At 70.1% G+C, this 13,813-nt stretch carries 13 protein-coding genes; 5 read left to right on the forward strand and 8 right to left on the reverse strand.

The window, feature by feature from the left end; genetic code table 11:
* The first annotated feature begins 24 nt into the window (after window positions 1–24).
* The 4 genes from EV644_RS33365 to EV644_RS33380 all read left to right on the forward strand — a co-directional run bounded on the left by EV644_RS33365 (window position 25) and on the right by EV644_RS33380 (window position 5,738).
* Window positions 25–1,572: a S1C family serine protease gene (locus EV644_RS33365; protein WP_132193517.1), complete on the forward strand. Its 1,548-nt coding sequence runs from the start codon at window positions 25–27 to the stop codon at window positions 1,570–1,572.
* A 97-nt stretch (window positions 1,573–1,669) separates the two neighbouring features.
* A complete protein-coding gene (locus tag EV644_RS33370; protein WP_132193519.1) occupies window positions 1,670–2,017 on the forward strand; it encodes a sec-independent translocase in 348 nt (115 codons plus the stop codon).
* Between the two features lie 81 nt (window positions 2,018–2,098).
* Window positions 2,099–3,895 carry an ABC transporter ATP-binding protein gene (locus EV644_RS33375; protein WP_132193521.1) on the forward strand — a complete coding sequence of 599 codons (1,797 nt, stop codon included), beginning with the start codon at window positions 2,099–2,101 and terminating at the stop codon, window positions 3,893–3,895.
* Window positions 3,882–5,738 (forward strand): ABC transporter ATP-binding protein, encoded by a 1,857-nt coding sequence (locus EV644_RS33380; protein ID WP_241999122.1) that lies wholly within the window; start codon window positions 3,882–3,884, stop codon window positions 5,736–5,738. The genes EV644_RS33375 and EV644_RS33380 overlap by 14 nt, the downstream gene beginning before the upstream one ends.
* On the opposite strand, the gene EV644_RS33385 is transcribed toward EV644_RS33380, so the two are convergent.
* The 5 genes from EV644_RS33385 to EV644_RS33405 form a co-directional block, all read right to left on the reverse strand.
* Window positions 5,729–6,817, reverse strand: a complete 1,089-nt coding sequence (locus EV644_RS33385; protein ID WP_241999123.1) for a GNAT family N-acetyltransferase — start codon at window positions 6,815–6,817, stop codon at window positions 5,729–5,731. The genes EV644_RS33380 and EV644_RS33385 overlap by 10 nt on opposite strands.
* A 53-nt stretch (window positions 6,818–6,870) precedes the next feature.
* A complete protein-coding gene (locus tag EV644_RS33390; RefSeq protein WP_132193523.1) occupies window positions 6,871–8,016 on the reverse strand; it encodes an Mrp/NBP35 family ATP-binding protein in 1,146 nt (381 codons plus the stop codon).
* A 123-nt stretch (window positions 8,017–8,139) separates the two neighbouring features.
* Window positions 8,140–8,676 (reverse strand): DUF1003 domain-containing protein, encoded by a 537-nt coding sequence (locus EV644_RS33395; RefSeq protein ID WP_132193525.1) that lies wholly within the window; start codon window positions 8,674–8,676, stop codon window positions 8,140–8,142.
* Window positions 8,666–9,928, reverse strand: coding sequence for a magnesium transporter MgtE N-terminal domain-containing protein (locus EV644_RS33400; protein WP_132193527.1), 1,263 nt, complete (start codon window positions 9,926–9,928; stop codon window positions 8,666–8,668). The genes EV644_RS33395 and EV644_RS33400 overlap by 11 nt, the downstream gene beginning before the upstream one ends.
* An 84-nt stretch (window positions 9,929–10,012) precedes the next feature.
* A complete protein-coding gene (locus tag EV644_RS33405; RefSeq protein WP_132193529.1) occupies window positions 10,013–10,540 on the reverse strand; it encodes a hypothetical protein in 528 nt (175 codons plus the stop codon).
* Window positions 10,541–10,691: 151 nt separating this feature from the next.
* Between EV644_RS33405 and EV644_RS33410 the strand changes: the two genes are divergently transcribed.
* Entirely contained in the window at window positions 10,692–11,669 is a 978-nt protein-coding gene (locus EV644_RS33410) for an HpcH/HpaI aldolase/citrate lyase family protein (protein WP_132193531.1), read from the forward strand.
* Here EV644_RS33410 and EV644_RS33415 read toward each other — a convergent pair whose 3' ends face one another.
* From EV644_RS33415 to EV644_RS33425, 3 genes are read right to left on the reverse strand one after another with little or no spacing between them, the layout of a single operon-like run.
* The gene (locus EV644_RS33415) at window positions 11,670–12,314 is read right to left on the reverse strand and encodes a VOC family protein (RefSeq protein WP_132193533.1); all 645 of its coding nucleotides are present in this window, start codon (window positions 12,312–12,314) and stop codon (window positions 11,670–11,672) included. It lies immediately after the preceding gene.
* Between the two features lie 9 nt (window positions 12,315–12,323).
* Window positions 12,324–12,935 carry a chloramphenicol phosphotransferase CPT gene (gene cpt, locus EV644_RS33420; protein ID WP_132193535.1) on the reverse strand — a complete coding sequence of 204 codons (612 nt, stop codon included), beginning with the start codon at window positions 12,933–12,935 and terminating at the stop codon, window positions 12,324–12,326.
* 32 nt (window positions 12,936–12,967) lie between these two features.
* The gene (locus tag EV644_RS33425) at window positions 12,968–13,645 is read right to left on the reverse strand and encodes a peptidylprolyl isomerase (protein ID WP_132193537.1); all 678 of its coding nucleotides are present in this window, start codon (window positions 13,643–13,645) and stop codon (window positions 12,968–12,970) included.
* Window positions 13,646–13,813 lie beyond the last annotated feature (168 nt).

Genomic DNA, 13,813 nt, shown 5'->3' on the forward strand with positions numbered 1-13,813 from the left:
AACGACGACGTGAGGCGGGGCACCGTGAGCTGGGATGACGCCGAGCCGACAGTGCGGACGCCGCGGGATCCCGCGGACCCGGAACCCACCCGTGAGCTCCCCAAGGACCCCCTGACCGCCGGACCAGTAGTCCCCCCGTCCGATCCGACGACCGCGCAATCCAGCGCAGCGGCCACCACCGGTACTGCGGGTGGTCCTACCGCGAATGGCGCTGCTTCGAACGGGGCTGCGCCGGGGAATCCCGCGTTGGCCTCGTTGACGCCGCCGACGGCTGGTGTCGGGGCTGCTCCGATTCCGCTGCCCGGGGGCGATGCGCCGTACCGGCAGCAGGGGCCGATGCGTTCCACCAGCCAGCGAAGCTTCGGGAAGCCCGAGCCGCAGGATCCGCTCTTCCGGCCGGTCTATCCAGGGCAGGCCTGGCCGACCTACCAGCCGACGTACACGCCTCCCCCGCCGCTCGACTGGCACCAGCAGCAGGCCCGCGCGTACACCCCGGCACCGCCGCCGAAGAGTGGCCGGCTGATCGGCATCGCCGCGATCGTGGCGTTGATCGTCGGATTGCTCGCCGGTGCCGGTGCGGCCGCGACCGTCGTCGCGCTGGACCACAGCGGCACGATCGACGACCAGTCCGGCCCGCCGATCGGTGTCGCCGACCCCAAGGTCCGCAGCGGGTCCGTCTCGTCCGTGGCGGAGACGCTGCTGCCGAGCGTGGTCCAGCTGAAGGTCGAGGGCGCCGACGACTCCAACGCGACCGGCTCCGGCTTCGTGATCGACGGCTCCGGGCACATCCTGACCAACAACCACGTGGTCGCCGCGGCGGCGACCGGTGGCGCGATCCAGGTGGTGACCCAGAAGGGTAAGACCGCCACCGCGCGGCTGGTCGGCCGCTCGCCGGCGTACGACCTGGCCGTCGTCCAGGTGCTCGGGCTGGACGCCCCGTCGGTGCAGTTCGGCAAGTCGGAGCTCGCGGTCGTCGGGCAGGACGTGGTGGCGATCGGCTCGCCGCTGGGACTGGCCGGCACGGTCACCTCCGGCATCATCTCGGCGAAGAACCGCCCGGTCACGGCAGGCGGCGAGGGCGAGATCTCCTACATCAACGCACTCCAGACCGACGCCGCGATCAACCCCGGCAACTCCGGTGGTCCGCTGGTCGACATGAACGCCCGGGTGATCGGGGTGAACTCCGCGATCGCGACCGTGCGCGGCGCCCAGGAGGGCACCAGCGGCAACATCGGCCTCGGTTTCGCCATCCCGATCGACCAGGCACGGCGTACCGTGCAGCAACTGATCGCGTCGGGCAAGGCGTCGTACCCGGTGATCGGCGCGAACGTCGACATGCAGTTCGAGGGCGGTGCGCGGGTCAGCGAGGTGACGGCAGGCTCGCCGGCGCAGCGTGCCGGGCTGCGGACCGGAGACGTGATCACCTCGATCAACAAGCAGGTGGTGGAGACCGCCGAGGCGCTGATCGTGGCGATCCGGACGCACCAGCCGGGCGAGAGCGTGCGGCTGGAGTTCGAGCGGGCGGGTAAGCCTCGCGAGGTCACGGTGACGCTGGGCACGCAGACGGGCTGACCGGCACAGCTGGAACGGTCGGCCCGAAACGCGGGCTGACCAGGGGCGGGCTACGCTGTCCCGCGGTGTTGGATTCCACGTTCGGAGAGGTGGGGACATGTTCGGCATCGGGCCACTCGAGCTCGGGGTGATCGCGATCGTCGCGGTGCTCGTTTTCGGCCCCGACCGGTTGCCGGAGTTCGCGCGGACCGCCGGGCGGCTGCTCCGCCAGGTCCGCCAGATGGTGAACAACGCCCAGAACGACCTACGCAACGAGCTCGGCCCGGAGTTCGCCGACCTCGACGTCCGCGACCTGAATCCGCGCAGCTTCGTCCGCAAGCACCTGCTGGACGGCATGGACGACGAGTTCGACGAGGACAAGCCGGTCTCGTCGATGGACGCGATGGACACCCCGCAGCGTCTCCCCGCCGGCGTCCGCGCCCCCTTCGACCCCGAAGCCACCTGATCTCCTCAGGCATCGCCTGAGCCCGGTTGCGATCCGGCAAATCGTCAAGAAAGCGTCGGCGGTCTCTGTCACGCTGTCGGCATGATCGCCCGTGTCCGCAGTCGCCCGGAGTGGCAGTTCTTCACCGTCCTGCCCCGCGCGAGTGCGCCACTGGCAGCGCTCTGGTGGTTGCTGCTGCTCACCCGCGGCGCCCTCCCCGCTCTCTTCGCGCTCGCCATGGGCCACCTGGTCGGGACCGTCCAGCACAGCGGGGAACTGGCCGCACCGCTCACCGGGGTCGGTATCACCTTCGTGCTGATGCAGGTGCTGATGCCGATCCACCAGGCCGTCAGCTCCAACCTCGGCAGCCGGGTCGCCGCCTGGCTCAACGACGAACTGGCCGGTGCCTGCGTCGACCCGCCGGGCATCGGCCACCTCGAGGACCCGGGCCTGGCCGAGGATCTGGAGGTCGCTCGCGAGTTCGACCGCGGCCAGACCGGACCGCCGATGTACCTGAACGTCGACTTCATCGCCGGCAGCCTGGTGGAACTGTTCGGCGGGATCGCCTGCGCGGTCGTGCTGTTCAACTTCACCTGGTGGGCGCCGATCGTGCTGCTGGTGGCCTGGGGCTCGACTCACTGGCTGCTGCGCGAGAGCGGGGTCTGGCGCGACCGCAACACCGACGAGGTCCGCTCGGCCCAGCGGCACGCGTCGTACGCCTATCAGCTGGCCGTCGACCCCGAGCCGGCGAAGGAGTTGCGGCTGTTCGGGCTGGCCGACTGGGCGGTCGAGCGGTTCACCGAGCGGCGACGCCGGTTGTTCAGCCTGCAGCATGAAGCGACCCGGCTGCGGGAGCAACCACTGGCCTGGAGTCTGCTCGTCGTCGCCGTCGGGAACGGCCTGGTGTTCTGGGCGCTGGCGTCGGCAGCGCTCGACGGCCGGATCGGCCTGGACGCGCTGATCACCAATGCGCAACTGGCCATCGGCGTCTCCATGGTCGCGTTCGGCGGCCTGAACTGGTCGCTGGACGGCGCCTCGGCGCCGGTGGCGGCAGTGCAGCGTCTGCGGCCGGCGATGGCACCGAGGGGCGCTCTCGTCATGAACCCGTCGCCAGTCGCAGCCGTCCCCGGCGACCTCCGCATCCGCGACCTGACCTTCGCCTACCCGGGCGCGACGCGGAAGGTGTTCGACGGCCTCGACCTGACGATCCCCGCCGGTACTTCGCTCGCGGTGGTCGGGCGCAACGGTGCCGGCAAGACCACGCTGGCCAAGCTCCTGTGCCGCCTGTACGACCCGGACAGCGGCGCGATCGAGGTCGACGGCAAGGACCTGCGCGACCTGTCCGTGGATGCCTGGCGAGAGCAGGTCACCGCGGTGTTCCAGGACTTCATCCGCTTCGAGTTGCCGCTCCGGGACAACGTCGCGCCGGCGGGGGCGAAGGACGAAGACATCCTTGCTGCGTTGAGGGATGCCGGTGCCGATGGGCTCGCGGAGCTCAGCACTCCACTGGCCAAGGGCTATGACGGTGGCACCGATCTCTCGGGCGGGCAGTGGCAGCGAGTGGCGCTGGCGAGGGCGCTCTGCGCGGTGCGGGAGGGCGCGGGTCTGGTGCTGCTCGACGAGCCGACCGCTCAGCTCGATGTCCGCGGGGAGGCGACGGTCTTCGACCGGATCCTGGCCGCGACGCGTGGCGTCACCACGATCCTGATCTCGCACCGGTTCTCCACCGTCCGGCATGCCGACCGGATCTGCGTCCTGGAGCAGGGCCGGGTGATCGAGCTCGGCGGCCACGACGAACTGATGGCACTGGACGGCCGCTACCGGACGATGTTCGACCTGCAGGCCAGACGGTTCACGGCCGAGACCGACGAGGAAGGACTGACCTATGACGTCCTCTGAGCCGGACGAGCTGACCGCCGAACCGACCACCGAGCAGACATCCGGGAGCACCTCCGGACCGGACCCCGATCGGATGCCGAAGGCGTTGCCGGCGATGTGGCGGTTGTGCAAGCTCGGCTACCAGCACGAGCCCGGGTTGCTGGTGTTCGCCTTCTCGATGACCCTGCTGGCCGCGATCCCCGATGCCTTGCTCGCCCTCTTGCTGAAGATCCTCGCCGACGGCCTGCTGGAAGAGGATCGCTCCAAGGTCATCCTGGCCACCGCCGGTATGGCGACCTCGGTGACCGCGACCTGGTTGCTCCGCACCGTCAGCACCCGGGTGTCCCGGCGGTTCCGCGACCGCGTGACGATCGCGTTGGAGGCGCACGTCGCCCGGCTGCAGGCCTCCGTATCCACCATCGAGCACCACGAGCGCCGCGACTACCTGGACCGGCTGTCGGTCCTGCGCAAACAGGTGTTCGTACTCGACCACATGTACATGTCGCTGTTCTCGACCTGCGGCTGGATCCTCCGGCTCGGCGTCACCATCGCCCTGCTCGTCTCCATCGACCCGATCCTGGCGTTGCTCGTTGTCTTCGCCCTGCCGACCGTGCTGACGTCCGCCTGGCGCCCGGGGATCGAGCGGGTCACCGAGGAACGCCACGCGTCGTACAGCAGGCTGGCGGATCACTTGTTCCGTACTGCGACCACAGCTGCGGCCGGCAAGGAGGTCCGGGTGACGGGGATCGGCCCGGACCTGGTCATCCGCCGACGGAGCGAGTGGGAGCGCTGGTACCGCCCGATCGCCAAGGTCCGCTGGATCAGCGCCGCCTGGCATGCCCTCGCCTGGGCGATCTTCAGCGCCGCGTACGTCGGTGCCGTGGTGCTGGTGGCTGTCGGCCTCGACGGCTCGGTCGGCGACGTCCTGCTGATCCTCGCGGCCGGGGCCAGGCTGTCGGCGTACGTCGGGGCGACCGTGGGGGAGATCGGCTTCCTCCGCGGGATCTGGCTCGACGGCTCCCGCCGACTTGTCTGGCTGGAGAACTACGCCGAGGCGTTCAACGCGCAGGCCGACATCGACGTACCGGAGCGGCTGGACGACGGGATCCGGTTGGAGCACGTGTCCTTCGCCTACCCGGGCACGGATCGCCTGGTGCTCGACGACGTCTCGGTGCACCTGCCTGCCGGCCGGGTGATCGCGGTCGTCGGTGAGAACGGAGCGGGCAAGTCGACCTTGGTGAAGCTGCTGGCCAAGATGTACGAGCCGACCTCCGGGCGCGTCCTGGTGGACGGCAGGCCGCTGTCGCGGATGCGAACCGACAACTGGCGGGATCGGTTGGCGGGCGCGTTCCAGGACTTCTTCCGGTTCGAGTTCCGCGCCCAGCACAGCGTCGGGGTCGGCGATCTGCCTCGCTTCGACCAGGAGTCAGCGGTCTCCACCGCGGTTGGTCGTGCTGGAGCGGAGGATGTCGTCGATCGGCTGCCGGACGGGCTGGAGACGCAACTCGGTCCTACCTGGCCGGACGGAGCCGAGGTCAGCTTCGGCCAGTGGCAGAAGCTGGCGCTCGCTCGTGGCTTCATGCGGGACCGTCCGTTGCTGCTGGTCCTGGACGAGCCCACGGCCGCGCTGGATGCCGAAACGGAGCACGAACTGTTCGAGCGCTATGCGGAGACGGCACGCGACAACACGGACGGCCGCATCACGATCCTGATCTCGCACCGGTTCTCCACCGTCCGGATGGCCGACCTGATCGTCGTCCTGGACGGATCACGGCTGGTCGAGTCCGGCAGCCACGAGGACCTGCTCGCCCGCAACGGCCAGTACGCCGCCCTCTACCGCATCCAGGCCGACGCCTACAGCTGATCGTCCGTGGGGAGGAGGTCGTAGACGGCTCGGTCGTCGACGGTCTTGTCGCCCAGGGCGAAGGCGGCGCGATCGAGGCCCCTCAACCTGAAACCTGCTGACTCGGCGACCCGGCGGGCTGCCTTGTTGCCGGCGGCGGTGCGGATGACCAGGCGGCGGCCGCCGAAGCCGGCCGGGGAGAAGTACCAGTCGGCGACCCCGCGCAGGGCCTCCGCCATCAGGCCGCGGCCCTGCGCGTCGGGGTGGGCCCAGTACCCGAGTTCACTGTCGATCCGGGTGGCCACGTTGTAGAGCGTTACGTTGCCCAGGGCAACATCTGTGCCGCGATCGGCGACGCACCAGTTGAACCGGAGTCCGGCGGCGGCCTGCTCGGCCATGTCCTTCAGCCAGAATCGCGCGTCCTCGGCGGTGAAAGGCTGGGGGAGGAACGGCAGGAAGTGGGCCGTCACCTGGTTCGTCCGGGCGGTGGTGATCCGGTCCACCTCGTCGTCACGCCAGGTCCGCAGCCGCAGGCGGGAGGTCTCGAGCACCGGGTTCACGAGCCACGGCTGCCGGGGCGACCGCGGGTCGCCCGGTCCGATCCACCCGGTCCACGCATCGGTACGACGGCCCTGGTCCTCCGCCAGCGCGGGAATCGTCGGCCCCAGGCGGAACCCGGCAGCCCAGGCCACTCGGCGCGACGGCCAGTTCCCGACCCGGGCCCACCAGTGGATGACGTGGAACCCGCAGACCGTGAAGCCGAACTCCAGAGCCAGCCGCACCGCCCGGGAAGCGACCCCCGCACCTCGCGCCCAGCTGCCGAGTCCGTAGTGCACGCCCGCGTTCCCGTTGGCATCAGGCGCCAGCCCGACCGTGCCGGCGTACCGGCCCTGGTGCTCGATGACGAAGACCAGCCGGGTGCCGGCGGACCACGCCTCGGGGATCCCGTAGCTCATCCACCGCCGCGCGTCGTCAGCACCGAACGTGCTGTCCGGATCCTCGGTGTTGCGTTCGATCGCGCCAGGCAGGTCCTCGGGGCGTGGCGCGCGCAGCGTCACCACGCCGTCGGTCAGAACAGGCGTCTCGGCAGGGAAAGGCACCCTGCCCATTCAACAGCAGCTAACGGCCAACAGCAGCTAGCGGCCGACAGCAGCTAGCGGCCGACGGGGGACAGGCCTAGCTGGCGGCCGAGGAGGCCGCGGGGCTTGCCGCCGAGGCGTTCGGCGATCTGGCTCAGGACCTGGGCTGCCGGGGTCTCGGGGTCGGACAGCGCCAGCGGCTGACCGACGTCGCCGCCGCTGCGCAGGCGCTCGTCCAGCGGGACCTCGCCGAGCAGGGGGATGTCATACCCGAGGCGCTGGGACAGGGTCGCGGCCACCCGCGCGCCACCACCCGAGCCGAAGATCTCGATCCGGTGCTCGGGACCACAGTGCGGGCAGGGCAGGAACGACATGTTCTCGATCACGCCGGCGACCCGCTGGTGGACCATCTGCGCCATCGTGCCGGCCCGCTCGGCCACCTCGGCGGCAGCCTCCTGCGGCGTCGTCACCACGATGACCTCGGCGCTGGTCAGCCGCTGGCCGACCGAGATCGCGATGTCACCGGTGCCGGGCGGCAGGTCGAGCAGCAGCACGTCGAGGTCGCCCCAGTAGACGTCAGCGAGCATCTGCACCAGAGCGCGGTCCAGGATCGGGCCGCGCCAGGCGACCACCTGGTCGCGCTTGGGCTTCAGCATGCCGATCGAGATCACCTTCACGCCGTGCGCGGGCACCGGCATGATCATGTCGTCGACCGCGGTCGGACGCTCGTCCGCGACCCCGAACATGGCCGGGATCGAGTGGCCGTAGATGTCGGCGTCGAGGACGCCGACCGACAGGCCCTTGGCGGCCATCGCGACGGCCAGGTTCACCGTCACCGAGGACTTTCCGACGCCACCCTTGCCGGAGGCGATCGCGAACACCTTGGTGAGCGAGTCCGGCCGGGAGAACGGGATCTCCTTCTCGGCCATGCCACCACGGAGCTGGGTCTGCAGGGCCGCCCGCTGCTCGGTCGACATCACGCCGAGGTCGATCTCCACCCCGGTGACGCCGTCCAGCGCGCTCACGGCGGCGGTGGTGTCACGCCGCAGCGTGTCCTTCATCGGACAGCCGGCGACGGTCAGCAGGATCCGGACGTGGACGACCCCGTCCTCGCGGACGAGGACGGACTCGACCATTCCGAGCTCGGTGATCGGTTTCTTGATCTCGGGGTCAATCACGCCACCGAGCGCAGCGGTCACCTGATCAGCAGTGGGGGCCATACCACCAGGCTACGTGCTTCCCGTCCACCGGAGGACCGCAGTCCACTGTGACTTGGGCCCGGCAAGGCTACCCTTACCTATCCCGGCGATCAGGTCCGTGATCAGCCCGGCTCCGGACCCGGGTCAGACCCGGTCGTCCTCACGGTCCTTGAGCTCGAGCTCGGCCAGCAGGGAGCGGAGCTCGGAGCGGAGGAAGTCGCGGGTGGCGACCTCGCCGACGGACATCCGCAGCGCGGCCATCTCGCGGGCCAGGAACTCCATGTCGGCCCTGGTCCGGGCGTCCACGTCGCGGTCCCGCTCGTACTGGACCCGGTCGCGGGACTCCTGCCGGTTCTGCGCGAGCAGGATCAGTGGCGCCGCGTACGACGCCTGCAGGCTGAGCGCCAGCGTCAGGAAGATGAACGGGTACTCGTCCCAGCGCAGGTTCTGCGGCGCGAAGATGTTCCAGACCACCCATAACACGATCGTCGCGGTCATGTAGACGAGGAACTGCCCGGTGCCGAGGAATCGGGCGATCCGCTCCGAGAGCCGCCCGAACGCGTCCGCGTCGTACGCGCGGCGGCGGACGATGGTGCGGCGCAGTTCGCGGGGGATGTCCAGCCGGGCGGCGGCGGACCGGGTCAGCCGACGCTCCTCGGTGCCGCGGTCGTCACGGGGCATGGCGGTCCACCTCCTCGGGTTCGGGGTCGCGCCAGTCGTCGGGTAGCAGGTGGTCGAGCACGTCGTCGACGGTGACCGCGCCGAGCAGGCGGCCCTGGTCGTCGAGCACCGGAGCCGCGACCAGGTTGTAGGTGGCGAGATACTTGCTCACGGTGGTCAGGCTGTCGTCCGCGCGCAACCCGTCCAGGTCGGTGTCCAGTACGCCGGAAACGAGTGCGGACGGGGGTTCGCGGAGCAGCCGCTGGATGTGGCCGATCCCGATGAACCGTCCGGTCGGCGTCTCCAGCGGCGGCCGGCACACGTAGATCATCGCGGCCAGGGCCGGGCTCAGTTCGGCGTTGCGGACATGGGCCAGCGCATCGGCGACGGTGGCGTCCGCGGGCAGGATCACCGGCTCCGAGGTCATCAGGCCACCGGCGGTGCGTTCCTCGTACGTCAGCAGGCGGCGGACGTCCTCGGCCTCGTCCGGCTCCATCAGGGTCAGCAGCGCCTCGGCGGTCTCGGTCGGGAGCTCGGCGATCAGGTCGGCCGCGTCGTCGGGAGACATCTCCTCGAGCACGTCCGCGGCGCGCTCAGTGTCCAGAGCGGCCAGGATCTCCACCTGGTCGTCCTCGGGCAGTTCCTCCAGCACGTCCGCGAGCCGCTCGTCGTCCAGCGCCGCGGCGATCTCCTTGCGCCGCTTGGGCGAGAGCTCGTGCAGCACGCCGGCGAGGTCCGCGGCCTTCATCGACTCGAAGGCGGCCAGGATGTGCGTCGCCCCCTGGCCTTCCTCCATCTGCGCGAAGCCGCTGACGTCGGTCCAGTCGAGCACGTGCGTCTGGCCACGGCGCCGGAACCGCTTGCTCCCCTCCCGGACCGCGACCTTCGAGAGCACCCAGTCGCGGGTCCGCCACTGCTCCATCGCCAGGTCGAAGACGACCGCCGTGGCGCCGGTCTCGCTGATCGTGACGGTCCGGTCGAGCAGTTCGCCGAGCACGAGCACCTCGGTCGGGCGCTGCTCGAACCGCCGCATGTTCACCAGACCGGTGGTGATCACGTGCCCGACGTCCACCGAGGTGACCCGGGTCATCGGCACGAAGATCCGCCGCCTGGTGAATACCTCCACCACCAGCCCGAGCACCCGGGGCGGCTGCGTTCCCTGCCTGAGCATCACCACGACGTCGCGCACCTTGCCGACCTGGTCCCCGTTCGGGTCGTACACCGGGAGACCGGCCAGCCGGGCGATGTAGACGCGCGACGGTGATCCGCTCATAACTCGAAGATTAGTGCCCTTGTCACCCTCTCACGGCGTAGGACATGGCCCGGCAGGCAGCGGCTTCCCGGGCCGGCGGGATGATCAGGTCAGTTTCGGGCGACGCACGGAGCGTCGGTGCAAGGTGATCGGGCGCGCACCTCGGGTGGTGGCCGGAGTAGAAGCCGGTGACTCCAGCCGCGAGCTGTCGTCGTAGTTCCCGGCGTTCTCGGTGATCTCCCCGGTGGGTTCCAGGACGAGCAGGTCGGCCTCTGTCTGCCAGCGATCCAGCTGAGTGTCCAGGCCGGACGCGTTCAGCCGCTCGGTCCGCAGTACGTGGGCTGCTGTCGTCCACTCCTCGCTGCCGGGCTCGAGGCGGCGTACCCGCGCGGTCCAGCCGGCCAGGCGGGTGGTGGCAGGCTTCGCCGGTACTACGACCTGGGCCGCGCCTGCGTCGGCCAGTCCGGGCAGGGGCTGCTCCGCACTGCCCGACCTGTCCGCGAGCACGACGTACGAGCCGTCGACCGCCGCGAACCACGCCGGCGCCGGACGTCCGCCGCCCCAGGACAGCCAGACGAGCCCCGCCTTCTTCATCACCCCGGCGATCTCCGCAACAGCCTGCTCCGTCGTCACCGCCTAAGCGTCCCACACGCCCGGACCTGCGGAGGTCCGGTGACGCCTGCCACAGCTCCGGCGGGAGTGAGGGATGTCACCGGGCTGCGGCGGGCGCTTTCGCCGTACGCTGCGAGTGACCGACGGGTAACCGAGGCTAAGGATCGCGAAGATGGCTGACGAGACGACCACCGGCAAGGCCTTCCGCAGCAGGCGTTCGTGCCTGGCGACCCCGGGCTCGAACCCGCGGTTCCTGGAGAAGGCCAAGGGCCTGGACGCCGACCAGGTGTTCCTCGACCTGGAGGATTCGGTCGCGCCGATCGCCAAGGTGGACGCCCGCAAGAACATCGTCGCCGCGCTGAACGAGGGCGGCTGGGGCAAGAAGACCCGGGTGGTGCGGGTGAACGACTGGACCACCGAGTGGACGTATGCCGACGTGATCGAGGTGGTCTCCGGCGCCGGCGCGAACCTCGACTGCATCATGCTGCCGAAGGTGCAGACCGCCGAGCAGGTGGTCGCCCTCGACCTGCTGCTGACCCAGTTGGAGAAGGTGCACGGCCTGGAGATCGGCCGGCTCGGCATCGAGGCGCAGATCGAGAACGCGCTCGGTCTGACCAACGTGAACGCGATCGCCCAGGCGTCTCCGCGGGTGGAGACGATCATCTTCGGCCCGGCCGACTTCATGGCGTCGATCAACATGAAGTCGCTGGTGGTCGGCGAGCAGCCGCCCGGCTACGACGTCGGCGACGCCTACCACTACATCCTGATGCAGATCCTGATGGCGGCGCGGGCGCACGGGAAGCAGGCGATCGACGGTCCCTACCTGCAGATCAAGGAACTCGACGGGTTCCGCCGGGTGGCGGGCCGGTCGGCGGCGCTCGGCTTCGACGGCAAGTGGGTGCTGCACCCGGACCAGATCGCCGCCGCCAACGAGGTGTACTCGCCGCGGCAGGAGGACTACGACCACTCCGAGAACATCCTCGACGCCTACGACCACTACACCTCCGCGGCCGGTGGCGCCCGCGGCGCGGTGATGCTCGGCGACGAGATGATCGACGAGGCCTCTCGCAAGATGGCGCTGGTCATCTCCGCCAAGGGCCGCGCCGCCGGCATGACCCGCACCGACGTCTGGCAACCACCCGCCGAGTGATCAGGCGGGTGGCACCTGCGCCATGATCGCGAGCAGGTGGCCGTCCGGGTCGGGGAAGAAGGCCATCCACTCCTCCACGCCGGACTCGTGCTTGTGGATCAGGTGCGGGGCGTTCTCGAACTCGACGCCCCGGGCGCGCAGGTCGTCGTACGCGGTCTGGATGTCGTCCACCCGGAAGTAGAGGACGGACGGCTCGGCGTTCGCCTGCGACTCCTCGGTCGCGCTGAGGAACAGCCGGGTGCCGCCGCAGTCGAAGAAGGCCAGGTCGCCGAAGGTGTAGAGGTGCGGCAGGCCCAGCACCTTGCCGTACCACTCCACGGCGGTGGTGATGTCGCGGACCGGCTGGGAGATCTGGCCGATGGCGCCGAGTTGCACGGTCGCACTGGTCATCGCGGGGACTCCTTGTCGAAGGGTTCGCAGGGCGCTGTCGGCCGGTACGCCGCGCCAGGTGCGCAGGTCGGCGCGGCGCTCCACGCCGAGTTTCAGCAACGCGTTCGCGACGTGGAACTTCACCGCGTCGACACTGATCTCGCGGCGGGTGGCGATCTGCCGGTTCGACATCCCGTGCCGGACCGCGTCCACCACCCGCCACTCGGCGGGAGTCAGTACGTCGGGGTGCCGCGGCCGGCCACGCTTACTGCTCACGGCCTCACGCTAGCCCCGGCACCGCCGAATTACCCTCCCCTCGGGGCGCTCTCGAGGGGAGGCTCGACTGTCCTTGACGTACGCCGCGATGGTGCGGGCGCAGTCCAGGGATTCGGCGTGGCCGGTGTCGACCTCGACGTCGTAGACGACGCCCTTGTGCACGATCTCCGCCTGCGACGCGGCCATCCCGGCCGCCCGGTCGCCCCGGGTGAGCTCCCGGCCGGCCACGATCGCGGCGTCGCAGCGGACCCCGACCCACAGCACCTCGAGCCCTTCCAGTTGCGCGCGGGTGCGCTCCTGGGAGGCGGCGCCGCCCAGGAACACGTCGTCGACGATGACCCGCGCCCCGGCCCGGACCATCGCTGCGATCCCGGCCATCCAGGCGGCCTCCAGCTCCCGGAAACCTTCGCCGACGATGACCTCGCCCTGCTGCCCGAACGCGATGCCCGAACCCGAGCCCGAGCCCGAGCCCGAGTCCACCAGCGAGGGCGGCAGCGCGTCGACGAAGTCGTCCACGCTGAGGCTGAGCCACGGCCGCGGCAGGATCGCCTGCAGGCAGCGGGCGATGCCGGTCTTGCCGGAGCTCGAGCCGCCGTTCAGCACGATGACCTGGATTGTCACTTGATCGGTTCGCCTTTCAGGACAGAGTGTGATCAGCCGAGGGTGAAGACCTTCAGCAGCCGGATCGGGTGCACCGGCGGGCCGTCCTGGTCGGGGTCGGCGATACCGGCCGCGACCATCCGGTCGAACGTGCTCATGCCGTAGATGACGTGGCCGAGCACCGTGTAGTTCGGCGGGATGTTCGCGAACGAGTGCACCACGAAGAACTCACTGCCGTTGGTCCCAGGACCTTGGTTGCCCATGGCAACCGTGCCGCGCGGGTAGGTCTCCTGGCCGGTGACCTCGTCCGGGAACTTGTAACCCGGGCCGCCCTCCTCCTGCCGGTAGATGTCACCGCACTGGAGCACGCCGAGCCGGGCCGAGTTCGTCAGCCGGAAGCACTGGGTCCAGTCGTAGAACCGGCTCTTCGTCAGGTGCACGAAGTTGTGCACGCCGCACGGCGCGTTCGCCCGGTCCATCCGGACCACGAACGGCCCGTAGTTCGTCACGAAGTACACGTCGACCGTGCCCTTCGCCCTGGCGACTGGGGAGGGGATCCGGACCGGCTTCGCGGCCGGGTTCTCCGGCGTCGGGGTGAACTCGCACCGGACGACGGGCTTGGACTTGCCGGCCGATACTTCGGGCGCGGCCGCCGCGGTGGTTGTCGTGAGTGTCGCGGCGAGCAGTGCGGCCGCGACCAGGGCGGTAGTGGACCTGAGTGATCGCATCATGCGCTCACGCTAGTACTCCGCGTGCTCATGAGCACGGCAAATGTACGTACTCCGGCTCAGCACGGGTCCGGCGACGGCGGCATTCGGATAGCGGACGCTGCGCCCGCCCAGCGGCGCCGTTGCCTCAGAGGAGGCTGAAGGAATTCCGCGCGCACTCGCTCTCCTCGG

This window comes from Kribbella orskensis (genome assembly GCF_004342085.1).
Classification (GTDB): domain Bacteria; phylum Actinomycetota; class Actinomycetes; order Propionibacteriales; family Kribbellaceae; genus Kribbella; species Kribbella orskensis.

Coding starts and splice junctions, on each gene's coding strand:
- EV644_RS33370 (WP_132193519.1), top strand. CDS start 1,670: ATGTTCGGCATCGGGCCACTCGAGCTCGGGGTGATCGCGATCGTCGCG.
- EV644_RS33375 (WP_132193521.1), top strand. CDS start 2,099: ATGATCGCCCGTGTCCGCAGTCGCCCGGAGTGGCAGTTCTTCACCGTC.
- EV644_RS33380 (WP_241999122.1), top strand. CDS start 3,882: ATGACGTCCTCTGAGCCGGACGAGCTGACCGCCGAACCGACCACCGAG.
- EV644_RS33390 (WP_132193523.1), bottom strand. CDS start 8,016: ATGGCCCCCACTGCTGATCAGGTGACCGCTGCGCTCGGTGGCGTGATT.
- EV644_RS33395 (WP_132193525.1), bottom strand. CDS start 8,676: ATGCCCCGTGACGACCGCGGCACCGAGGAGCGTCGGCTGACCCGGTCC.
- EV644_RS33400 (WP_132193527.1), bottom strand. CDS start 9,928: ATGAGCGGATCACCGTCGCGCGTCTACATCGCCCGGCTGGCCGGTCTC.
- EV644_RS33410 (WP_132193531.1), top strand. CDS start 10,692: ATGGCTGACGAGACGACCACCGGCAAGGCCTTCCGCAGCAGGCGTTCG.
- EV644_RS33425 (WP_132193537.1), bottom strand. CDS start 13,645: ATGATGCGATCACTCAGGTCCACTACCGCCCTGGTCGCGGCCGCACTG.